This is a genomic window from Desulfovibrio diazotrophicus, from assembly GCF_902498985.2.
Classification (GTDB): Bacteria; Desulfobacterota; Desulfovibrionia; order Desulfovibrionales; family Desulfovibrionaceae; genus Desulfovibrio; species Desulfovibrio legallii.
In genome coordinates, this window is the sequence record NZ_OX346397.1 from 1053181 (window position 1) to 1075351 (window position 22171).

Below are 22171 nucleotides of genomic sequence, written 5' to 3' on the forward strand. Positions count from 1 at the left end.
GCGAATCTGCATGCCGGAGTAAATCTGTTGGTGATGTCAAACTCGACAGCAAAATTATCGTTTAGTTGCTGTGCAACGTGCACTGTTATCTAAACCTAAATTAGTCCTTGCAATACATTGTGAATGATAGTTGTAGCTATAATTTTTTAGCCACTCGCCTCTGTGGATATTTATAACAATAAGGCGGCCTTTTAGCCGCCTTATTGTTATAAATATAATCGTATCAAATTTAGAATACCGTAGGGTTGGCAACAACCAGTACCCAGCAGATTATGCCAACGACAATACCATACAGCAGGAAAGGCCAGAATGTGCGGCGAAGCACTTCTCCTTCGCGTCCGGAGAGTCCCACTACAGCGCAGGCGGCAACGATATTATGTACGCAAATCATGTTGCCCATGGCGCCGCCCACAGCTTGGGCAGCCACGATAATCTGGCGCGGAAGTTCTAATGTCCCGGCCATATTCCACTGAAATTCTGCGAACATAAGATCGGAAACGGTGTTAGAACCCGTAATAAAGGCCCCCAAGCCGCCTACAAAGGCAGCCAACATAGGCCACACGGCCCCGGCGAACGCTCCCACAGCCTCGGCCAAGGCCAGGGGCATGGAGGGAAGTTCAACTGGATTGGTTGCCGAACCACGGAAAATAGACACCATAGCCACAGCAAAAACCAAAGCAATGGTGGGTGCCTTCATTTTTCGGATGCTTTCTTTCCAGGCACGGGAAACGGCTTGACCAGGCATTTTGTGCAGTAAAATTGTTAGCAAGGAAACTACAATAAAGAATGTACCGGGCAAGTAGAGGTAATCAATACTCGCATTGACGCCATTGAATCCCAGAATATTTGTAAAGCTGATTTTTTGGTTAGTTAACCATCCTTTTAGACCAAGCGAGGGGACGCGCGAGATAACAAGCAGTACACAAATTATCACATAGGGGAGCCACGCGCTGAATTGGCTCATATTGGCGTGAAATTCAGTCTTTGTGCTGGCAGGCACGGTGCCTGTCCAAGCTTTGTCCCATTGGCTGGAAGGAGCGAAGTCCCACGAATCTTTGGGAACACAGAAGCCTTTCTTGGTACCCCAGACCACCACGCCAAGGCCGAGCAGTCCTCCCAGAAGTGAGGGGAATTCGGGTCCCAACAGCCACGCGCAAACAAGGTAGGGTTCTTCCGGGTTTTCCGTGGGTAACCCCTGTCAGGAACTGGCCGGGTAGAGGTTTAGACCGCCACAGAAGAAGTAGATGGCTGTCTTGAAATGCTCCCGGTTCCTATAACCGCAAGCCTTCCTCTTGATGGCCATGATCTTGCTGTTGAGGCCCTCGGCCACGCCGTTGGTGATCCTGTGGCGGCAGAAGGTCAGGATGTTCTCAAGATGTCTCTGAATCAGTCCGCCCACTTTGCGCATTGGGGCAAGATCTGACCTGTTCACCCAGACCAGCCATCGCTTCACAAAACGTCTGGCCCATCCCGTGCTCAGGTACTTCCAGACGTCGTTCAGGCTTTCCTTCATGGCCCAGGCCTTGGCCACCTTGAGGTTCGCTGTCTTCAAGGCCTCCAGGGCTGGCCGGTGTTTGTCCGGCAGATTCTCCTCCCGGTATAGCCAGAGGAATTTCGTGCCCTTGAGTCGATGGTCATCCTGACTTGTGAGTTCGCGGTGCTCTTGCTTGCGTACCCGGTCCACAGCCTCGCCTACGTGTTTCATGACGTGGAACCGATCGTGAACGATTTTCCCCGCCGCGTCCGGCACATGTTTGAGCGTAGCTTTAAAATAGGGCTCCCACATGTCCATGGCCACGGCCTTGATCCGCTCCAACTGCGCCTTGGTGAACTGAAGGTAGTACCCCTCAAGGCTTTCGGCCTTACGCTCGTCGGCCACATACTCCACCGTGCTGCCGATCAGATCACAAACCACGGTCACATAGTCGTGCCCCTTGCGGAATGCCTTCTCGTCAACGCCAAGATACCGCGAGGGATTCGATTGCTTGCGCTCCCGGCCCCGGCGCACCGCCCTTTCCATGACACCCCATGCTTCGTCCCAGGTGATGCGCAGGATGCGCCGCGCTCCTGTTACGGTGGCGCACTCGGTCAGCACGTCGATGATCAATCGCTCCATCAATATGGTGAAACGTGCCTTGGACTCGGCCCAAGGCACGTTGACCTGAAGGACGCCATGCTCGGGGCAGTCCACTCGGGGAATCCGAGCATGCAGGAACGTCTTGAACTGGCACGTGTCCAGATGGCGCCAGACACGAGGCTCGGCATGGTCGCGGCAAGCCAGCTCTCGACCACAAGTAGGGCAAAACCAGCGAACACCAGGACCATGCTCCACGCGGATGTCTACCCGACCTTCCGCCGTGTCCAGTTCAACAGCCTCAACAAACCAGGGCTCGGTCAGCCCGAGAATCCGAAAATATAGGTCCGTATCCTTCATTGGTGCCCTCCGGGAAGGACATTAGCAGATCAGCTACCCACGGAAAACCCGGAAGAGCCTTTCTTCGTAACCCGACTGAAGAGCAATGCTGCCTATAAGCTCGTTGATCGCCGCGCCGTAGACCGGAAAACCGGGGTCACGTCCGATCACATCATTGACGTGAGCAGCCGGGGAAAAACCACTCGTCTACGCAGAATCGGCTATCGCGATGCGAAAACCGGCAAACGGTACGAATTTTTGACCAACCATTTCCGCCTGTCCGCCAAGACAATTGCTGATATCTATAAAGAACGCTGGCAAATTGAAATATTCTTCCGCGAAGTCAAACAAAATCTGCATATTAAAAGCTTTGTCGGGCGCTCGGAGAATGCGGTGCACATCCAGATTTATACGGCCCTGACCGTGTATTTACTCCTGGCCTATCAGAAATTCCTGAGCAAGCTTGGGCTGTCGGTGCAACAACTCTTCGAGCTCATTTGCTTGAATCTGTTCGGCAAGGATTCTCTGGAAGAACTTCTGAATCCACGAAGACGAAAAACTATAAACACCTATAGTTATAGCCTGTTAGCTATGGGTGCTTAACCGGACAACATTGGCCAATGGCCACAACAACGCCTTGCAGCGAGAGAGCGGCAAGATATAGGATATCCAGCTTCCAGCCGATCACACCACTAATGGCACAGACAAGCCACGCCAGTGGCATGGCCCGGGTGGCGGGCCAGCGCAGGCCGACCATCAAAATCAGGGCAATAAGAATTGGTATGACGGCCAACAACGCCAATACTCCAATAGACATGGCAACTCCTTTATCAGCCTGCACGCCTACGCATCCAGGCATGGCTCATAGTGTGCATTAACCTTCCACAAACCCTATGAAATAGGGACAGAGCAGAACTGAAGAGTACTGTTCCAATCACAAAGTATTTCGCGCAAGTTCGCGGCTTACAGTTGAGACGCTACGGCCTATCGCTTTGGCTATGGCCCTCAGTGACGTTCCACTTTTCACTGCCTGGCAGATGTAGTACCGTTCTTCCCTGGCAAGGTGTGCATAGCCCATACGCCCCTCAATCTTTGGTTGGATGGAGAGGCTAAAGTGCTATACCACCTTGCCTTTTCATTCAACCTTGAGGGTGTTGCACTTGCAAGTTGAATCCGCCAAGAATAGAATTCACGGCGTTATCCTGTCGTTGTCGAGGGTAAAAAGAATATCAGTTGTTGTTCAATTCTGCCAGAATCTTGTCTTTACCATGCCGTACATGGGCGCGCATGGCCTCGGCGGCGGCGAGAGCGTCCCTTTCTTCAATGCGCTGCAAGATATCCAGATGATCCTTGTCCGACCAGTCGGCCTCTTCCGCAGAGATGATGGGGCGCAACAGGCGCTCCACAACGCCGTCCAGTTCCGCCAGCAGTTGCAGCAGCAGGGGCGAATGCGCCGCCGTGCGCAAGATGCTGTGAAATTCGCTGTTCAGGGCCACCAGTTGCGGAATGTCTCCCGCCGCATTGGCGGCGCGGAACTGTTGCAGATTGGCGCTGAGCGAGTCCCTCTGCGCCTGTGTGCTCCGGCTTGCGGCCAGACTGGCGGCGTAGGCTTCCAGCATACTGCGGATATTGATGGCGTCTTCCACTTCCGTGGTGTTCAATGGCCGCAGGGCATAGCCCCCGGCTCGCCGTTTTTCCAGCAGGCCCTCCTGCGCCAGACGGTGCAGGGCCTCCCGCAACGGCGTGCGGCTGATGCCGAGTTCGCTGGCAATGCGATCCTCCACCAGCCGCTCTCCCACAACAAAGCGACCGTCAAGCAACATCTGACGCAACAGCACCGTGGCTTCCTGCCCCAGCGAATGTTTGACAATGCGTGCCATGGAACCTCCCGTGGTGTTGGCGTATATTGAGGCCTGCCCTGCTCCGCGTCAAGCAAAACGCGGCATTGACCCCGACGCGGCATTCTCCTATTCTCCGGGCACTATATTTACATCAGGATATCCCCATGAGCGAGCATATTCCCACTCCCGTCACTGCCGGCGCACCCGATGCCGCCGCCCCCGAAACCACCGGCGGACTGGATTTCATCCGCACCCGCATTCTGGCCGACCGGGCAGCCGGACGCTTTGACTCCCGCGTGCATACGCGCTTTCCCCCGGAACCCAACGGCTACCTGCACCTTGGGCACGCCAAGTCCATCTGCCTGAATTATGGTCTGGCCAAAGAATTCGACGGCAAGTTCAACCTGCGCTTCGACGACACCAACCCCGTGAAGGAAGACACCGAATATGTGGACTCCATCCGCGAGGACGTGCGCTGGCTGGGCGGCGACTGGCAAGACCGGGAGTGCTATTCCTCCGACTACTTTGAACAGCTCTACCTGTTTGCCGAACAGCTTATCCAGAACGGCAAGGCCTATGTGGACAGCTCCAGCGCGGAAGACATCCGCGCCATGCGCGGCACGCTCAAAGAACCGGGCACGGAAAGTCCCTACCGCAACCGCAGCGTCGCGGAAAACCTTGACCTCTTCCGCCGCATGCGCGCGGGCGAATTCCCCGACGGCGCTCATGTGCTGCGCGCCAAAATCAACATGGCCTCGCCCAATATGGTCATGCGCGACCCCACGCTCTACCGCATCCGCCACGCCCACCATCACCGCACCGGCGACGCGTGGTGCATCTATCCCATGTACGATTTTACGCACTGCATCTCGGATTCGCTGGAGCACATCACCCACTCCATCTGCACGCTGGAATTTGAAAACAACCGCGAACTCTACGACTGGACGCTGGACGCCTTGGGCATATACCATCCCCAGCAGATAGAATTCGCCCGACTGAACCTCACCCACACGGTGCTCTCCAAACGCAAGCTCATCCAATTGGTCAAGGAAGGGCATGTGCGAGGCTGGGACGACCCCCGCATGCCCACCATCAGCGGCCTGCGCCGCCGGGGCGTCCCCCCGGAAGCCCTGCGCGACTTCTGCGCCCGCATCGGCGTGGCCAGAGCGGACTCCACCGTGGAATACAGCCTCCTGGAATTCTGCATCCGCGAATACCTCAACGCCCACACCCGGCGCGTCATGGCGGTGCTCGACCCCGTAAAGGTGGTCATCGAAAACTATCCTGAAGGGCAGACGGAACAATTTACCATGCCCTATCACCCCGAAGACGCCGCTTGGGGCTCCCGCACCGTGCCCTTCTCCCGCGAACTGTACATCGAACGGGACGACTTCCGGCTGGAGCCGCCCAAAAAATACCACCGTCTGGCCGTGGGCGCAGAAGTGCGCCTGCGCTACGCCTATTACATCACCTGCCGAGAAGCCGTCACCGATGCCCAAGGACGGGTGACGGAACTGCGCTGCACCTATGATCCCGAATCCCGCGGCGGCTCAAGCCCCGACGGACGCAAGGTCAAGGGCACCATCCACTGGGTTGCCGCGGCCCACGCCCTGCCCGCGGAAGTTCGTCTGTACGAGCACCTCTTCACGGCGGAAAACCCCAACGCCGTGGACGAAGGCCAGACCTTCCTTGACCACCTGAACCCCGACTCCCTGCGCACGGTATGCGCCCAGTGCGAGCCCTCCCTGCGGGACGTGCAGCCGGGCACTACGGTGCAGTTTGAACGGCTGGGCTACTTCTGCGCGGACCCGGACGGCACGGAGGGAGCTCCCGTCTTCAACCGCACGGCGACCCTCAAGGATACGTGGGCCAAGATGGAAAAACGCGGCTAGACAGTATCGTCACGAGCGCCTTTTCGGGTATCTCTGCGTCGAAATTCGTCTTTTATTCCGGTCATGCACAGAAGAGTGCACTCCCTCCATAAAAGACTCTTTCTCATTGATATACCACGAAAATTCATCTCGTGACGACACTATCTAGAGGCTGCCTTTAAATTGATTCTTTTGCCTTCCGGCGGCGTCAAGCTCCTCATTTTAGAGACAACCCAGAGTATATTTCTTTTAAATTATAAACTATTAACGTGGAATTGCTCTAATTCCCCTTCCTCCACGCCCACGCGACGCTGTTTGACGCAGGGCAATGCCGGGACGATGTTCCCGCCATTGCCCTGCTCTCGTATGGCGTCCGCGCCCGGCGCTCAGAATATTGCGCCTCCTTTCACATACACCAATCGCCACCGGATTTTGGAGCGATTTTCTCGCAAACGACGCGCTCCACTTGCCGTAAAAGCATAGTTTTCAGCATTGCGGCCGTCGCCCTCTCCCCGCCTTATCCCCCACTCCAAATCCGAGACGACATATTTCAATCTTGCAAATATAGAGACTTAGCGCTCCGTACATGTGGAAATTTTACTGTGCAATATTGTATAGTTACATTTTTCACATGCGTGGCATGCTTGTTGCTGTACGGACAGTAACGTCATGTACACGGAGTGTAGTTATGTTCATTCTTCTCGCGTTGATCGCCATTCTTGTGGGCGCGCTCATCGGCACGGTGGGCGTTGGCGGTATTCTGCTCATTCCTGCCCTCAACGGACTTGCCGACCTCCCCATTCAGGTGAGCATGGGCACGGCCCTGTTCAGCTTCATTTTTACCGGCGTGCTGGGCACATGGCTCTACCAGCGTCACGGGAGCATCAACTGGGGCATCACCATCCCGGTCTGCGCCGGAGCGCTGCTGTCGGGTTATGCCGGGGCCTTGTGCAACGGCTACGCCTCTCCGCGCCTGCTGAGCATTCTGCTGGGCATGGTCATCGTCTTCGCGGGGATATACGCCCTGCTGCCCGCCCGCCAGAACATCGCCGCCCAAGGCGATAAGCGCAGTCTCCCGCTGCTGCTGGGCATAGGCGCGCTGGTGGGCTTCGGCTCAGGGCTTACCGGCGTGGGCGGGCCTGTGCTTTCGGTGCCGCTCATGGTCATTCTGGGCTTCGCCCCGCTGACGGCCATCGCCACAAGTCAGGTCATTCAGATAACCGCGGCCCTTTCCGGCACGCTGGGCAATGTTTCCAACGGAGCCATCGACTTCTCGGTGGCGGCATGGGTGACGGTACTGGAGCTTGGAGGCGTTATTCTCGGCGCGCGTCTGGCCCATACAGTCTCCACCGCGACCCTGAAAAAGACGGTCTCTGTGGTATGTATCCTTGTCGGCGGTTTTGTGCTGGCAAGGGCGATAATGCAATCCTAATCTTGCAAGGAGTACTCTCATGTCCATTACGCTCAACGAACGCCCCATATTCATGATCGGCGCGGAACGCTCCGGCACCACCCTGGTCATGGCCCTCCTCGGCTGCCACTCGCGCATCGCCGTGCCGGAAGTGGTGTGGTACTATCCCCGCTTCTACCCCTACCTGCACACCTACGGCGACCTTGGCAAGGACGAAAATTTCCGTACACTGGCCAGCGAGATGGTCTTTGGCCTCAAAACCCCCTTCTGGGGCATGAAGGTCAACCCGCGCACCATTCTGGACGAAGTCATCGAACTGGCCCCGGAACGCAGTTTCGCCGGGCTCTACGCAGCCATGCATCTGCGGTTCGCCCAGTACAGCAACAAGCCGCGCTGGGGAGAAAAAACACCGCATAACCTCTACTTTGTGGACGCCATGCACCGCGACTTCCCCAATGCCCAGTTTATCTACATCACCCGCGACGGGCGCGACTCCTGCGTGGATTACATGGAATCCTCGTTTGGCCCCACCAACATCTACTGCGCCGCCCACTCGTGGAAGCGCTGCTGGAATGCCGTCAAGGACTGGCGCAAGCCGCTCTCCGACAAGGGCCTGTGGCTGGACGTGTGCTACGAAGAACTCGTGCGCAAGCCTGAGCAGGTCATGCGCGGCGTGTGCGACTTCCTTGGCGAAGACTTTGAAGAAGGCATGTTCGACTTCTACAAGACCGACATGGCCAAGGCCCGCGGCGCGTCCCGCGACCACGCGCCTCTGGGCCACGCCATCAGCGACAAGTATGTCGGCATCTACAAAGACCTGCTGAGCCAGCGCGACCAGCGCATCTTTGCCGCCGTGGCGGGCAAGGAACTGGAAGAGGCCGGCTATAAGAACGACGTGACCCCGGAAATGCCTTCCGAAAAAATGATCAGCAAATATGTGGAATTCGACGGCCGCATCCGCGCGGCCACGCTGGACGGCTTTGAAGGCCACATCGTGTTCGAAAGCTACAACGATTGGCTCCTTGACCAGCGCGAAGAACGCCGCAAAAAGGGCATCTGGAGCGAAGCCGACAATCCCCACACCTTCCCGCAGGGCGACCCGGACGAAGAAATGATCATGGGTCTGCGCGCTTGGGGCACATGGAAGAAGCACTTCTCCATCAAACGGCAATATGTGGGCGACGTAGTACTGTAGACTGACTTTCCGGCGGCGGGGACAATCCGACGGCCCCGCCGCAGGGATGCCTTGTGCATGCCCTCCCGCAATTCCCGCCTGCCCGCGACCCTCCGCTGGCAGCGCAAAGGAGCAATACCATGACTGACTCCAGTTCCCACGCAGCAACTTACGGCCCCAAGGAGTGGCTGTATATCCTGTTGGGGCCCGGCCTCCTGCTTATGGCTTTGGCGGCGCCGTTCTTCGGGCCTTTTAACGCCAGATTCGGTTTCGGCATTCTGCTTTGGATGGTATGGTGGTGGATTTCGGCGGTTGTGGATATCAAATTAACCTGTCTTGTTCCCATTTTTGTGGCCTGCGTCTATCAATACATGCCGCTGGAAAAGGTGCTGAGCGCCTATGTGCACAAAGAAGCCGCCCTCATCTTTGGCGCTACGGCCCTCACCGCCGCCTGGGTGCGCTGGGGATTCGCCCGTCGGCTGGCGCTCAACTTTCTCATGCGCTTCAGCAACAATGTGCGGGCGCAAACTGCAGGCTGGTTTGTGCTGTGCGGCGTGACGAGCTTTGTGGTGGGCAATACCACCGTAGCCGCCATGTTCGCGCCCGTGGCCGTGGCCTCGCTCATGTACGCCGGGTTTACCAGCAATGAAGAACGCTGGAACTCCAAGGCCGCCTCCAATATCCTCATTGCCGTGGCCTGGGGCGCGTCTGTGGGCGGCATGGCCACGCCGCTGGGAGGAGGACAGTCCGTGGTGACCTACGGTCTGCTCAACAAGTATCTGGGGCACGACATCTTTTTCCTCGATTGGACGCTGCGCATGCTGCCCCTGTCGCTGTGCGTCATCGCCGGGGTGGCCGTGCTCATGTACTTCATGAAAACCGACATGCAGCACTTCAGCGGCAGCCGCGAATTTTATCAGAAGGAGCTGGAAAAGCTCGGCCCCATGACGTTTGAAGAAAAAATCGCGCTGGCCGGTTTTGTGCTGGCCATCGGTCTGGCCCTCTTGCAGCCCCTGTACGCCCCCTACACCAAGGGCCCGGCCTGGACATGGCTGCGCCCCACCCAGATGTTCTGCATCATCCCCCTGCTGCTCTTCTTCTGGCCTTCCAGGGCGGTTAAAGGCGAGAATATCCTCTCGGCGGACACCCTGCGCAAGTACTTCCCCGTGACCATCCTCTTCATGTGGCCGGCTTCGGTGGCCCTGAGCCGCATCATCTCCCAAACGGGCGCGGGCAAGGTGTTCGGGCAGTGGATCAGCCCCTTCCTCGGCGTCAGCGACACGCTGTCCATCGCCGCGTGGAGCGTTTTCGGCAACATGCTCTCGCAAGTGACCAGCGACACGGCGGCGGCCGGCGTCATGGTGCCGCTGGCCATTGAATCCATGCGCAACTGGCATGGGCTGGAATTCGGCGCGGTGCCCTGGGTCTGGGTTTCCGGCGCGGCCATCAGTTGGAGCTACGCCGTGGCCTCCGCCACGGGCGCGCAAGGCATCGTGGCCGGCTACGGCGCCAACTTGCGCACCATGTTTGTCTGGGGTCTTGTGGCGGCGGTGGTTTCGGTGGCCATCACCATCCTCTACTTCTGGCTAACCGTCGTCGTCTTTGGTATGGGATTCTACACCCTCCCGCCTGTATAAACCTGCATACGGCGCGGGGCCACTGCGGGCGGCAGGCCCCGCGCCGGAGGCTTACTCTTGAATCTGCACACTGTCCCTCACCCTCCCTACCGTTTCGCCTTTGTTTCCAACTCCAGCGCCATTGCCACGGCGGTGCAGGAATATGCCGCAACGCTGGGCATGGGCATGGAGATTCGCCTTGCCACCATGGAAAAGGCCGTCCCCGTGGCCCGCTCCCTGCTGGAAGAAGGCATTGAGGTCATTTTGGGCGGCGGAGCCACAGGCAAACTCCTGCGGCAGCAACTGCACAGGCCGGTGGTCACCATTGCCCGCAGCCATCTGGATGTGCTGCGGGCGCTGCTGCACGCGCGGCGACACGCGACCCGCATTGCGCTGACCTGCTACGACGCCCCGCCTGCCGGGTGGGAAATGCTGGAAAACCTCCTGAATATACAGATCACCACGGTTTCCTTCACCACCACGGAAACCTTGCGCACAGGCATCGGCAATGCCGTGGCCAACGGCGTGGAATGCGTCGTGGGCGGCGGCATCTGCGCGGAAATAGCCCGCAACCTGGGATGCGAGGGGATTGTCGTCTCGCCGGGCGCGGACGTGATGCAGCGAGCGCTGGAAGAAGCCGTCAACATCGCCGCCTCCCAACGTCTGGAGCGCGAACAGGCCGCATGGCTGCGGGGCATTCTGGATTCGCTGCACGAAGGCATTGTGGGCGTCGACGCGCTGGGAAAGGTCATCACCTGCAACCCCAAAGCCACGCAACTGCTGCAGGCGGACGCCCGCCAAACCACGCCCACCGTCACCACGGCGCTGCGCCGTCTGGGCATCCCCGACGCGCTGTACCGGCTGGAACGGCGACAGGACACCGTGCGTCAGGTGGGAAAGCACGAATTTATCGTCAACTCGCGCCCCATTCTGGTCAATGACGAGGTGCGCGGGGCCGTGGCGGCCTTCCGCCCCGCTGAAGACATACGCACCATCGACGGAAAACTGCGCGCCCACCTGCGCGACAAGGGCTTCGCCACCCGACACGATCTTGATTCGCTGGCGGGAGACAGCCCCGCCATGCGCCAACTGCGCGCCAAAGCCCGCCGCTTCGCCACAACTGAAGCTTCCGTGCTCATTCAGGGAGAAACCGGCACGGGCAAGGAATTGCTGGCCCACGGCATCCACGCCGCCAGTCCGCGCTGCCGCCAGCCCTTTGTGGCCATCAACTGCGCGGCCCTGTCGGAAAGCCTGCTGGAAAGCGAGCTGTTCGGCCATGATGAAGGGGCGTTTACCGGCGCACGCCGCGGCGGCAAAGACGGGCTTTTTGCTCTGGCCAACGAAGGAAGCATTTTTCTGGATGAGATCGGCGACATTTCCCCGGCCTTGCAGGCCCTCCTGCTACGGGTGCTGGAATCTGGAGAAATCATGCGCGTAGGCGGAGATAGGGTCATCCCGGTCAATGTGCGCGTCATCAGCTCTTCATGGAAGAGTCTGGTGACTGAAGTACGGGCCGGACGTTTCCGCGCCGATCTCTATTACCGCCTGACCACCCTGAGCCTGCACCTGCCGCCCTTGCGCCAGCGCATCGGCGATATCCCGGCGATTGTCCACGCCCTGCTGGCCCGACGGGGATTGCCCAACTGTTTTTCCCCGCGTGGTCTGGCCATGCTGGGGGAATACGCCTGGCCGGGCAATATCCGCGAACTGGAAGCGCTGGTGCGCCGCTATACCCTGCTGTTGGAAGGCTCCAGCCCCGACGACCAGCTCTTGCAAGAACTGCTGGAAGAGCTGCGCCTCACACAGGCCGCCCCTTGCCCTGACGCCGTGCCGGAATCGGCCGCCCAAGGGAGCGCGCCCCCCGCGCACGCGACCCCCTGCTCCGCGCCCTCGCTCAGGGAACAACTGGAGCGCTGCGAATGCGATATTCTGAAGCAAGCCTTGGCCAACGCCAACCACAACCGCGCTCTGGCCGCACGCGCCTTGGGCATCAGTCCCAACACCCTGTGGCGCAAACTCAAAACCTGTAAAGCCTGACTTTCAATCTAGAGCATTTCACGTGTAATCTGCTCTAGAAAGGGCCGAAAGGGCAGGAGGAAATATCCGAAAGGGCCTTGCCGCACAGCGGACAAGGCCCTGTTATTAATTACGAATTCGTCTTACACGGACGCGCCGGAAGGCAAAACAACCGCCCCCAAACAAAGGGATGTCTCTACAACGCCTTGCGCACCGCCTCCAGCACCGCGTCATAATCCGGCTCGTGCGTCACTTCGGGCACCAGTTGGACATAGCGCAGAACGCCGTCAGCGCCCACCACAAAGACGGCGCGGGCCAACAGCCGCAATTCCTTGATCAGCACGCCGTAATTGGTCCCAAAGCTGACGTCCCGATGATCAGACAGGCTGCTCACGGCAGCCACCCCGGCAGCGCCGCACCAGCGGGCCTGCGCAAAGGGCAGGTCGCAACTCACTGCCGCGATCCGCACCTTGTCGGACAGGGCGGCGGCTTCCTTGTTGAAGCGGCGGACTTCCATGTCGCAAACCGGCGTATCCAGCGAAGGCACCGTCACCAGCACCGCAACCTTGCCCGCAAAATCCTTGACGGTGCGCGGGCTCAAATCATTGGCCAGCACAGTGAAATCCGGGGCCTTTTGCCCGACAACGGGGAGTTCCCCCACCAGAGTCAACGGATTACCCATAAATGTGACGCTGTTCATATGCGCCCGTCAAAATGATTATGGGGCTTGGCTATTCTTTCGTTGGATTGGTTTGTTTTTTTGTAGGAGTTCAGGGAGGTTTTATTCCGGCCGGGCGAGAAATGGGAGCATTGCTGGCTCTACATGATTTTCGTTATCTTCTGCTGATCGTGGGCGTAGCCATGGGAGCCCTCGCCGTTTGTGCCGAGCCGGCCGTGTGGGTGCTGAATGCCCAGGTGGAAGAAGTTTCAGGCGGGCATATCAAAAAGAGCGTGATGTTGATATCTCTGTCTCTTGGCGTGGCGACCGCCGTGGGGCTTGCCATGGTTCGGGTTATCACGGGGTTGAGCATCTGGTGGTTCCTGATCCCTGGGTATGTACTGGCTCTGGGGCTTATGCGCTTTTGTCCTCGAATGTTCACGGCTATTGCCTTTGATTCCGGTGGGGTGGCATCCGGGCCGATGGCCTCCACCTTTATTCTTGCCTTCACGCTTGGAGCGTCGCATAGCTTGGGCGGCAATCCTATTGCCGATGCTTTTGGCGTCATTGCCATGATAGCCATGACGCCGCTGATAGCCATCCAACTCCTTGGGATTTTTTTTGATCGCCGGGAACGTGCAGTGAAGCTACGCCATAAGTAATAAATACGACCTCGACATGCCAAAACAGTATTAACTCATCAAAAAGGTGTGTAAGAGGTTAAAGTGCAAAAGATGGATGTTCAGTTATGACTTCAATGGCAACAACATACACTCCGGGCAAGCTTTTGGTGAGCATTGTAAACAGAAACCAGGGCGAAGCCATTGTAGCTGTTACAAAAAAAGCCGGAGCGCGTGGCGGTACGATTTTGATGGCCAAGGGCACGGCCGATAATGCCATTTTACGCATGCTTTATCTTGCGCAGACGGAAAAAGACTTGGTGCTTACGCTTGTTCAGGATGATGCTATCCCTACGGTCGTTACCGCCTTGCGTGAAGATGCGTATTTGAAAAAAAAGGCTTCCGGTGTGGGTTTTGTTATTCAAGTACCTGGAATTTTGCGGCATACTCTTTCAACTGTTTGTGAACTTCCATTTTTTCCCATAGAAGATGTAGAAGAGGTATCCGGCATGAGTGCACAAGCGACCCATGAGATGATTTGCGTCATTGTCAACGTCGGCTATGCTGAAGACGTTATGAGTGCGGCGCGCAAAGCTGGGGCCAAAGGGGGAACCGTTCTCAACGCACGTGGAACAGGGCGGGAAGAGGATGTAAAATTTTTTGGTATTTCGATTGTTCCAGAAAAAGAAACGCTTCTTGTCATTGTGGAAAAAAAGCAGGCGAGAACCATTTTGGATGCCATACGCCAGACTTCATGCCTCAATGAACCTGGCATCGGCATAGCATTCTGCATTGATGTCGAGCAGTTTTTTCTTCTAGGGCCGCTGGCTGAAAAAGCACAGCAATCCTCCTGACACCACATAGAAAACAGTGTGTTACTCAGCAAGACTGTAGGACTCAATACCGGAGAAACGCAAAACAATTAGATTGCTAGTCCGTTGACTGACTTGGGGGTTAGGAAGGGGTTAGTTCGAGGGGGATGCGGATGTCTTTTGATGTATCTGGATGCACTCTAACATTGCTAACTTATTGAACTCACAATTTTAGAGCCTGTCCTTTCACGCCGTCGACAGGGGTTCAAATCCCCTTGGGGACGCCAATGAAAATCAAGCACTTACATGAAAATGTAAGTGCTTTTTTCGTTGTGGGGCAAATTGGCTCTACACCAAAGACGGGGGCAAGCGGCTCTACACCAAAGACAGAGACAAGTTCTTTCTCCGGACCGCTATGCCCTCTTCTTTTGGGTAGCCCCTCTTCCTCCCTGCAGCTTCCACTCGTAGTCTTTGTTTTTACCTCTTGACATTGGTCAATTAGTGTTGAACATTTAACAAATGAAATCGACAGATGCTGCTCAACTTTTTGAGGCGTTATCCTCTGATGTGCGCCTGGACATATTCCGTCTGCTTGTGAAGCATGCGCCGGAAGGACTTGTAGCGGGAGAAATAGCAAAAAATCTCAATCTGCCTTCTACAAACTTGTCATTCCACCTCAAAGCCATTGTCCACACCGGGCTGGTCAGGATGGAAAAGGAAGGCCGCTTTTCGCGCTATCGGGCAAATATCCCTTTGATGCTTGAGGTAATAGCGTATTTAACTGCGGAATGCTGTTCGTCTCATCCTGAGCAGTGCCAGAGTTTCAGAGCGGTGTGTGCAGTTCCCCCTGGTTTTTTGCCGCCCCCTCCCCATACTGCAAACACGTAAGCCGAGGCCCTATTTTTTTGCCCATTTACATCAACTATACAACTTCATTTGGACAATTGGAGGGTACATGAAAAAGACAAAAGAGCTAACTCCGTTTGACCTCCGCGAGACAGTCCGCGCCGGATATGCTGAAATCGCCTTGGGAAAACGCGCTTGCTGTTGCGGGAGTCCGCGCAGCAGTCAGGCCGACCCTGCCCGCCTTGCTGAGGCTATAGGTTATGATTCAAAAAGTCTCACTAACCTGCCGGAAGGCGCAAATATGGGGCTTTCCTGCGGCAACCCCCTTGCCATTGCGACTTTGAAGGAAGGCCAGACCGTGCTTGATCTTGGCAGCGGCGGTGGCTTTGACGTGTTCCAGGCGGGCGAAAAAGTGAAAACTTCCGGCCGAGTTATAGGCGTGGATATGACGCCGGAAATGCTTGGTAAGGCCCGCAAGAACATCGGGCACTACCGGCAGCATACCGGCCTGGACAATGTGGAATTCCGCCTTGGCGAGATTGAGCATCTGCCAGTGGCCGACAACAGCATTGACGTGGTGCTTTCCAACTGCGTCATGAATCTTTCCCCGGACAAGCCCCAGGTCTGGCGTGAGATATCCCGCGTACTTAAGCCGGGCGGTACAATCTCCATTTCGGACTTGGCCCTGTTAAAGCCCCTCCCCGACAATATCCGGGAAATGGCCTCGGCGCTGGTGGGCTGCGTGGCCGGGGCCATTCTGGTGGACGAAACCAGGGCCATACTGGAAAAGACAGGCTTCACTTGCATCGCCCTGACCCCGAAGCCGGATTACGTGCGGAACATGCTGGACTGGAACGACCCTCTGTACAGGCAAATTGCTGAAACCCTGCCCAAGGGCGAGGAACTGACGGATTACGTTGTCAGTTTATCCATTGAAGCTCAAAAACAGGTAAACATATAGAAGTTATCACGATTATTCGGACAGCCAAAGATGTTGTGGCTGCAAGAGTAACAGCCCGTCAATCCTCATTTAGCAGGGAAGAGAGGCGAAACAACACAAAAAATTAAGGGCTTATGTGCTTATTTGGCACATAAGCCCTTGATTTTATGGAGCCGCCTGTCAGATTTGAACTGACGATCTGCTGATTACGAATCAGCCGCTCTACCAGCTGAGCCAAGGCGGCGTAGGAAAAACTGTATTTCGCACCAATGTAGCAATAGGGTGGCAGAAACGAAAAACTGGGGCTGTGACCTATTGGATAACTTGGTGATTTTTCTCTTTTTCTATCTCTCCATTTCTTCAGAGCCTGTCTGATTACGCATCAGCTGCTCTACCCAATGAGCTAGACCGGCAACCGGTTACATCTGCCAAAAAAGGCGTTGTCTGTCAAGAGGATTGCACCTCTAGGGCGCAAAGCCCGCACAAACCTTACGGGCTGCGCCTGCGGCTCAGGCGCGCTGCAGCACCAGGGGGATGGCGTGCACTTCGCGGCGCAGTTCCTCGGTATGGCCCAGCTTCCAGCTGGTGGTTTCAGGCTGCCAGTGCAGTCGCTCCGCCACCTGCTTTACCACGTCGGCCACATTGAGAATGGGGTGGCGCTGAAAAACCTGGGGCAGGCCATAGGTCAGATTACAGGCTAGGCAGCGGCCAGGGCGCTGGCGCAGTTCAAAAGCCAGATGTGCCTTGTCCGGCGTGACTTCGCGGCACACCAGCACGATATCATAGGCGCCCTCTTCCGCGCCGCCGAACAAGGCGTCAAAAAAAGCGTCCGCGCGCTCGGCCGGAAAAATTTCGTCCAAAATTTTTTGTTCTAAAGACTGCATACCCATCAAATACTCCACCCTTGCACGGCGAAGGCCGCCACGGATCCCCGCCTGTTGTTCTGCCGCCGGAAACACCCCTGCAGTCGCCAAGGCTGCCCACACCGCAAAAACAGCGAACTTCGGGAATGCACATTCGCAAAGCTCACTGTAAGGCCACCGCAGCCCCTAACCATAACGGGCCGCGTTTACACCCTGCGGCAGACGCCTGCCCACACAGCGGTCAGAACAAATTCACACAAAATTGCCCTAACCGGCGTTGCCTTTTGCCAAAAATCTGCCTCGTCCCGCAGATCGGAGAAGGTCCGAGCGCACATATTCCCATGACCAGAGCCTTGCAACGTTGGAATGCCCTGGCGATTGCGTGAGCAGACGCCCGCCGTGGAGGCGCAAGCGCAACGTATGTGCGCGCTTAAGCGCAGGAACAAGCGTGCCGTACCCTTTTGAGAATATATTATATCCTCAAAGGTAATCTGCTCCGGGGGACGCGCGTCCACGACACTGCCGGGATACTTCAGGCGCACGGCAGGCTACTACCGCCCCGAACATCCACAGGCCGCACCAACAAACGTTCATCCCGCCAGGAGTCCGTCCACCAGCCCCGCCTCCAAATGAATATCCGCACGCGGCAGCTTTGCCAGCGAGAAATCCGCCAGCAGATCCTGTGGCCGCAAGGCCGCGCCCGAAGGATTGCACCCTGCCAGCCGTCCCAGAAGGCCCACCACCAGGCGGGCGTCCACGCCGCGCTCTCGCAATGTGCGTAGGGCAAGACTGTGGTGACGCTTGGCCAGGCGCTCGCCTGCAGCGTCCAGCAAAAGCGGTACGTGCGCGTAGGCAGGGACGGGCAGCCGCAGCAGACGCAGCAAAACGATCTGGCGTGGCGTAGAAGGCAAAATATCCCGCCCGCGCACCACCTGCGTCACGCCCATGAGGCCATCGTCCAGGGCCGCAGCCAACTGGTAGGCCACCACGCCATCGCTGCGCCGCAGGGCAAAATCGCCGCCGCAGTCCGCCAGGGTAAAGCACTGCGGCCCTTGTACGGCGTCCACAAAACTGATGGACTCTGGGGGGCAGCGCAAACGCAGGGCGGCGTGTCGCCCTTGGGCCAGCAGGGCCTGCCGCTGCGCCGCGCTCAGACGTCGGCACGTGCCGGGGTACGGCGCGCCGCGATCGTCCACGTGGGGGGCTGCCGCCAGTTGCCGCAGTTCCCTGCGGCTGCAAAAACAGGGATAGGTCAGCCCTTGCGCCTCCAGACGGGCCAGGGCCGCGGCATAGAGATCGGTGCGCAGGCTCTGTACGTAGGGCGCGTGGGGGCCGCCCAGATCCGGGCCAGCGTCCCAATCCAACCCCAACCAGCGCAGATCTTCCAGAGCGGCAGCGGCCAGCTCCGGCCGGGAACGCTGGGGGTCAATATCCTCCAGCCGCAGCAGCAGCCGCCCGCCCTGAGCCCGCGCGGCCAGCCAGGCCAGAAGAAAAGCCCAGGCGTTGCCCAGGTGGAGCAAGCCCGTAGGGCTGGGGGCCAGCCTGCCGCAGCAGCGGATCATGACAAAAAGTTATTTTTTGTTCCAGGGCATGGCTGCCAGCAAAAGGGCCAGCCCGCAAAAGCCGGTTACCCCGGCAAAGACCAGTCCCGCGCCCACAAAAGCCGAAAGCCAGCGCAGGCCCGGCCAGGCCAGCCCGCCCACAAGGCCCAGCAGTACCAATGAACCCGCCCCGATCTGAATCTGACGAAACATGGGCAGGGTTTTGGCGTCGCGTTCCACGGGCAGCCCCTTCTTTACCCAGTTGTTGATCCCGCCCTCCAGTTGAAAAGCGGGCCCGCCGGCCAGTTGCTGGAGCAGCTCACTCTCATTTCTGGTGCGCCTGCCGGAATTGCAGGTGAAAATAATGGGCTGTTCCGCACTGGCCGGGCGCAGGTCAACCCACCGGATGATGGAAAGGGGCGCGGCCTCGGCGCCGGGGAAGCGCAGTGTGGTCAGTTCGTCGGGTTCACGCACGTCCACCAGACGGGCCGTGCCTTCCTGCAGTTTTTTATATGCTTCTTCGGGAGAAATACTGCTGAGCATGGAGAGCCCTACGAATTGCCGCCCCGTTTTTTGACGGCGGTTTTAGAGGTTTTGCCGGCATCGCTCTTGGACGCCACCTTGCGCACGGCGCTGGATTTTTTTTCTGTGGCGGAGGCTTTGGAGGCTTCTTTGACGACTCGGCCCCCGCGTGCAGACGCTTCCTTTTTGGCGGATTTTGCGGATTTGGCGGTCGTTTTGCCGGTGGACTGCGCAACAGTTTTGCCGCGCTTTTCGGCGCGGACGTCTGCGGACTTGGCGGATTTGGAAACTTTGGAGGAAGATTTGGCAGACTTGGCGGAAGATTTTTCGACGCGCTGTTTGCTGGTCCGCTCATTGCTGGCTACCTGCACAACTTTACCCTGCTTGCGGCTGGACTTAGCGCTGACTTTTGACTTGCCTTTGGCTTTTCTGGCGGTGGAAAGGTCGCGCACGGCCCGTTCTTCGGTGAAATCGTTAAGACGACTTTCGGCCTGCGCCACCAGGTTTTCACCGGCCTCAATTTTTACGCGCCGCGCGCCCAAAAAGGTGCCGCTGAAGTAGGGGTCGTCCAAAGAAGTGATCCGCACGGTGGAGCGCCGCCGCGGGCTGTGGATGAATTTTCCGTCCCCCACATAGATCCCCGTGTGATAGCCCCGACGCGGATGGCGGAAGGCCACGATATCGCCGGCGCGCATGTCTTCCACTCTGGTGATGCGCTTGCCTACCACGGATTGTTCCCGTGCGGTGCGCGGCAGGCTTACGCCTACACTCTTGTAGGCCCAGCAGACAAAACCGGAGCAGTCAAATCCGCCAGGGGAACTGCCGCCGCTCACATAGGGCGTGCCCAGGGCCGAGCGAGCCTTGCTGATGAGCTGCTGGCTGGCCTCCTGCTGTTTATTGTCGAAAGCCGCCTCGTAGGACCGGCGGAACCGTTCCACCCGCAGGGTTTCGTCTTGGGGGCTGTTCTGCTGCTGCCTAGCCGCACAACCAAAGGCCAGGACGCAGGCTGTGAGCAGCACGCCCAGCTTCAGGCACTTACCCATCCGCGCTCCGTACAGGGTTTACGCCGCGCCGCAGGGGCGGACGAATGTATCAAATTGACGGGCGCTCCTCTATGCGAGGAGCGGTCAGGCCCGGATATCCAGCAGCGTGCCCAGCATGGCGTCAGCGGTCCGCACTGCCTGCGCGTTGGCCGCATAGGCGTGCTGGGCAGAGATCATTTCCACAGCGCCGACGGCCAGATCTGTGCCGCTGGGAACAAGGCCGGCGCTTGCGGTGACGTCATACACAGCCTGAGCGGGGTCCGGGGCTTCCGCAGGGGGCAGCACGGCGTTCAAACGGACGCCGAAACCTTCCGGGCCTGTGGCGTATGCAGCATGCCGGGGCCTGAAACCGCCGGTGGAAACATTGGCCACATTGTGCGCCGTGACCGCCAGCCCTTGCGATTGAGCCTTTAAAGCGCCCGCGGCCAAGGTCATACTGTTGCTGCTGATCATCTGGGCACCTGTTCCAGTCTAGCACAAGAGACAGTGGATAGGGAAGAGATTTTTTAGACTTTATTTTTAATAATATACATTATTAATAGTTCCCCGTGCAAATGCAACCCGCCCGCCGTCGCAGGGTGTCGTGGCCAGCCCCGTGCAGGCCTCCTGCGGCGCTGCAAAACCAGACGCCGTTCCTCTCCGCAGCGGGACCATCAGGCCGGTGTAGAACTTCGCCGTGCGGGCAAAGCCGTGGGCGCACACTGTGCGCCTTGCCGGGCTGCAGCCCGGCCGCGGTCATACATCCTACACTTCCGGACGCGCTTCCTCCGCATTTCGGGCGGGTGCGACGGTCAGATCCCGCTCAATGCGGGCAAAGGCATTGTGGTTGTGGATGGACTCCATGCTCTCCACCTCCACGCTGAACCGCTCCACCTGCCCGTGCTCCAACAGACGCTGGGCCACGTTGCGCACCACGTCCTCCACAAAGGTGGGGTGGGCAAAAGCGTTTTCGGTCACAAACTTTTCGTCTTCGCGCTTGAGCAGAGTGTAGACCGCCGACGAAGCCGAGGCCTCGGCAATGTCGATAAAATCCTCCAACCAGGAAAAGGCCTTCATGCGCAGGCGCATGCGCACCATGGCCCGCTGACTGTGCGCGCCCTCGCGGCTGATGGCCTTGGAACAGGGGCAGACGGTCATGACGGGCACGTCCGCCTCCAGTAAAAAGGACTGGCCGGAATCGTCCAGCTCACCCGTGAGACGGCAGGCATAGGCCACGGTGGCCGGGCTGCCCGAAACCGGGGCTTTTTTGGCAATAAAATAAGGAAAGCTGAAGCAGGCAAAGGCCCGGCGCGCGCCCAGGCGTTCCTTGATGGTCAGGAGCAGCCGCCGCACGGAACGGTAGCTGATCTCGTCGTTCCAGGCTTCCAGCGCCTCCACAAAGCGGCTCATGTGGGTACCTTTAAAGGACGAGGGCAGGTCCACGCCCAGATCAACCTTGGCTACGGTCTGCTGACTGCCCCGGCTGCGGTCGCGCACCAACAGGGGCAAATGCAGGTCGCGCACGCCCACCCGATCAATATTCAGCGCCACCTGGGGGGCGTGACTTTGCACATCTTCCATCATGCCAGATCCTGTCCTGTGGTCGTGCCCGTAAATACGCCGTGCTTTACACCGCGGCAGGAGATGAGCTTATCGGCCAGGGCCTGCATGCGTCGGGGTTCGCCTTTGAGTACCAGTACTTCCAGGCAGTTATAGTGGTCCAGATGCACATGCAGGGTCGTGATGATCAGCTCGTGTTCGTCGTGCTGGATCTGCATGAGCTTGCGGGCCAGATCGTTTTTATGGTGATCGTAAACCAGGGTCAGAGTGCCGGCGCCGTAGGCGTCTTTGTTCCAGCTTTCTTCCACCAGGGCCTTGCGGATCAGGTCGCGGATGGCCTCCGAGCGGTTGGGGTAGCTTTTGCGCCGACAGAGTTCGTCAAAAGGTTCCAGCAGGTCCTCGTCCAAAGACACGCCAAAGCGGGCCAGATTTCCCATATGCAGAT

Annotated in this window: 20 protein-coding genes, 1 tRNA gene and 3 pseudogenes; 10 read left to right on the forward strand and 14 right to left on the reverse strand. The window is 58.1% G+C overall.

Translation table 11 applies throughout. The features are described 5' to 3' along the window. Nucleotides 1-229: 229 nt before the first annotated feature. Nucleotides 230-1168 (reverse strand): annotated as a pseudogene (locus J7I12_RS04550) (L-lactate permease); the annotation flags it as partial. Between the two features lie 30 nt (nucleotides 1169-1198). Then, the gene (locus tag J7I12_RS04555) at nucleotides 1199-2434 is read right to left on the reverse strand and encodes an ISL3 family transposase (RefSeq protein ID WP_096152604.1); all 1236 of its coding nucleotides are present in this window, start codon (nucleotides 2432-2434) and stop codon (nucleotides 1199-1201) included. Between the two features lie 75 nt (nucleotides 2435-2509). Between J7I12_RS04555 and J7I12_RS04560 the strand changes: the two genes are divergently transcribed. Then, nucleotides 2510-3016 (forward strand): transposase, encoded by a 507-nt coding sequence (locus J7I12_RS04560; RefSeq protein WP_498794156.1) that lies wholly within the window; start codon nucleotides 2510-2512, stop codon nucleotides 3014-3016. A gap of 13 nt (nucleotides 3017-3029) precedes the next feature. Here the strand turns inward: J7I12_RS04560 and J7I12_RS04565 are convergent. From J7I12_RS04565 to J7I12_RS04575, 3 genes and pseudogenes are all read right to left on the reverse strand, one after another. Continuing rightward, nucleotides 3030-3230 (reverse strand): annotated as a pseudogene (locus tag J7I12_RS04565) (L-lactate permease); the annotation flags it as partial. Nucleotides 3231-3353: 123 nt separating this feature from the next. Then, nucleotides 3354-3491: pseudogene (locus tag J7I12_RS04570) on the reverse strand (helix-turn-helix domain-containing protein); the annotation flags it as partial. Nucleotides 3492-3642: 151 nt separating this feature from the next. Further along, a complete protein-coding gene (locus J7I12_RS04575) occupies nucleotides 3643-4293 on the reverse strand; it encodes a GntR family transcriptional regulator (RefSeq protein ID WP_072312464.1) in 651 nt (216 codons plus the stop codon). A 125-nt stretch (nucleotides 4294-4418) separates the two neighbouring features. Here J7I12_RS04575 and J7I12_RS04580 point away from each other — a divergent pair, with 125 nt between their 5' ends. The 5 genes from J7I12_RS04580 (at nucleotide 4419) to J7I12_RS04600 (ending at nucleotide 12363) form a co-directional block, all read left to right on the forward strand. Continuing rightward, entirely contained in the window at nucleotides 4419-6146 is a 1728-nt protein-coding gene (locus J7I12_RS04580; protein WP_072312463.1) for a glutamine--tRNA ligase/YqeY domain fusion protein, read from the forward strand. A 667-nt stretch (nucleotides 6147-6813) separates the two neighbouring features. Further along, complete coding sequence (locus J7I12_RS04585) at nucleotides 6814-7557, forward strand: sulfite exporter TauE/SafE family protein (protein WP_072312462.1); 744 nt, start codon at nucleotides 6814-6816, stop codon at nucleotides 7555-7557. Between the two features lie 19 nt (nucleotides 7558-7576). Then, nucleotides 7577-8731 carry a sulfotransferase family protein gene (locus J7I12_RS04590; protein ID WP_072312461.1) on the forward strand — a complete coding sequence of 385 codons (1155 nt, stop codon included), beginning with the start codon at nucleotides 7577-7579 and terminating at the stop codon, nucleotides 8729-8731. A 119-nt stretch (nucleotides 8732-8850) separates the two neighbouring features. Beyond that, entirely contained in the window at nucleotides 8851-10347 is a 1497-nt protein-coding gene (locus J7I12_RS04595) for an SLC13 family permease (RefSeq protein ID WP_072312460.1), read from the forward strand. Between the two features lie 57 nt (nucleotides 10348-10404). Beyond that, on the forward strand, nucleotides 10405-12363 hold the full coding sequence (locus J7I12_RS04600) for a sigma 54-interacting transcriptional regulator (RefSeq protein WP_232088722.1): 1959 nt from the start codon (nucleotides 10405-10407) through the stop codon (nucleotides 12361-12363). Between the two features lie 175 nt (nucleotides 12364-12538). Here the strand turns inward: J7I12_RS04600 and tpx are convergent, their stop codons facing one another. Beyond that, a complete protein-coding gene (gene tpx, locus J7I12_RS04605; RefSeq protein WP_072312459.1) occupies nucleotides 12539-13042 on the reverse strand; it encodes a thiol peroxidase in 504 nt (167 codons plus the stop codon). Nucleotides 13043-13056: 14 nt separating this feature from the next. Between tpx and J7I12_RS04610 the strand changes: the two genes are divergently transcribed. The 4 genes from J7I12_RS04610 (at nucleotide 13057) to arsM (ending at nucleotide 16239) form a co-directional block, all read left to right on the forward strand. Continuing rightward, nucleotides 13057-13662 carry a DUF1538 domain-containing protein gene (locus J7I12_RS04610; protein WP_232088723.1) on the forward strand — a complete coding sequence of 202 codons (606 nt, stop codon included), beginning with the start codon at nucleotides 13057-13059 and terminating at the stop codon, nucleotides 13660-13662. A gap of 86 nt (nucleotides 13663-13748) precedes the next feature. After that, nucleotides 13749-14474 carry a P-II family nitrogen regulator gene (locus J7I12_RS04615; protein ID WP_072312458.1) on the forward strand — a complete coding sequence of 242 codons (726 nt, stop codon included), beginning with the start codon at nucleotides 13749-13751 and terminating at the stop codon, nucleotides 14472-14474. Nucleotides 14475-14951: 477 nt separating this feature from the next. Further along, nucleotides 14952-15320 (forward strand): ArsR/SmtB family transcription factor, encoded by a 369-nt coding sequence (locus J7I12_RS04620; protein ID WP_288907480.1) that lies wholly within the window; start codon nucleotides 14952-14954, stop codon nucleotides 15318-15320. Between the two features lie 67 nt (nucleotides 15321-15387). Beyond that, the gene (gene arsM / locus J7I12_RS04625; RefSeq protein ID WP_118229760.1) at nucleotides 15388-16239 is read left to right on the forward strand and encodes an arsenite methyltransferase; all 852 of its coding nucleotides are present in this window, start codon (nucleotides 15388-15390) and stop codon (nucleotides 16237-16239) included. A gap of 147 nt (nucleotides 16240-16386) precedes the next feature. Here the strand turns inward: arsM and J7I12_RS04630 are convergent. The 8 genes from J7I12_RS04630 to nikR all read right to left on the reverse strand — a co-directional run bounded on the left by J7I12_RS04630 (nucleotide 16387) and on the right by nikR (nucleotide 22163). Beyond that, nucleotides 16387-16462: transfer RNA gene (locus J7I12_RS04630), tRNA-Thr, on the reverse strand. Between the two features lie 265 nt (nucleotides 16463-16727). Continuing rightward, entirely contained in the window at nucleotides 16728-17102 is a 375-nt protein-coding gene (locus J7I12_RS04635) for a hypothetical protein (RefSeq protein ID WP_118229867.1), read from the reverse strand. Between the two features lie 569 nt (nucleotides 17103-17671). Beyond that, nucleotides 17672-18643: a tRNA glutamyl-Q(34) synthetase GluQRS gene (gene gluQRS, locus J7I12_RS04640; RefSeq protein WP_118229761.1), complete on the reverse strand. Its 972-nt coding sequence runs from the start codon at nucleotides 18641-18643 to the stop codon at nucleotides 17672-17674. A gap of 9 nt (nucleotides 18644-18652) precedes the next feature. Next, nucleotides 18653-19165, reverse strand: coding sequence for a rhodanese family protein (locus J7I12_RS04645; RefSeq protein WP_288907479.1), 513 nt, complete (start codon nucleotides 19163-19165; stop codon nucleotides 18653-18655). An 8-nt stretch (nucleotides 19166-19173) separates the two neighbouring features. Continuing rightward, complete coding sequence (locus J7I12_RS04650; RefSeq protein ID WP_288907478.1) at nucleotides 19174-20187, reverse strand: C40 family peptidase; 1014 nt, start codon at nucleotides 20185-20187, stop codon at nucleotides 19174-19176. An 84-nt stretch (nucleotides 20188-20271) separates the two neighbouring features. Next, nucleotides 20272-20640 (reverse strand): flagellar basal body rod C-terminal domain-containing protein, encoded by a 369-nt coding sequence (locus tag J7I12_RS04655; RefSeq protein ID WP_288907477.1) that lies wholly within the window; start codon nucleotides 20638-20640, stop codon nucleotides 20272-20274. A gap of 291 nt (nucleotides 20641-20931) precedes the next feature. Further along, a complete protein-coding gene (gene folE2, locus J7I12_RS04660; protein WP_118229868.1) occupies nucleotides 20932-21747 on the reverse strand; it encodes a GTP cyclohydrolase FolE2 in 816 nt (271 codons plus the stop codon). After that, nucleotides 21747-22163 carry a nickel-responsive transcriptional regulator NikR gene (gene nikR / locus J7I12_RS04665; protein ID WP_118229765.1) on the reverse strand — a complete coding sequence of 139 codons (417 nt, stop codon included), beginning with the start codon at nucleotides 22161-22163 and terminating at the stop codon, nucleotides 21747-21749. The genes folE2 and nikR overlap by 1 nt, the downstream gene beginning before the upstream one ends. Nucleotides 22164-22171 lie beyond the last annotated feature (8 nt).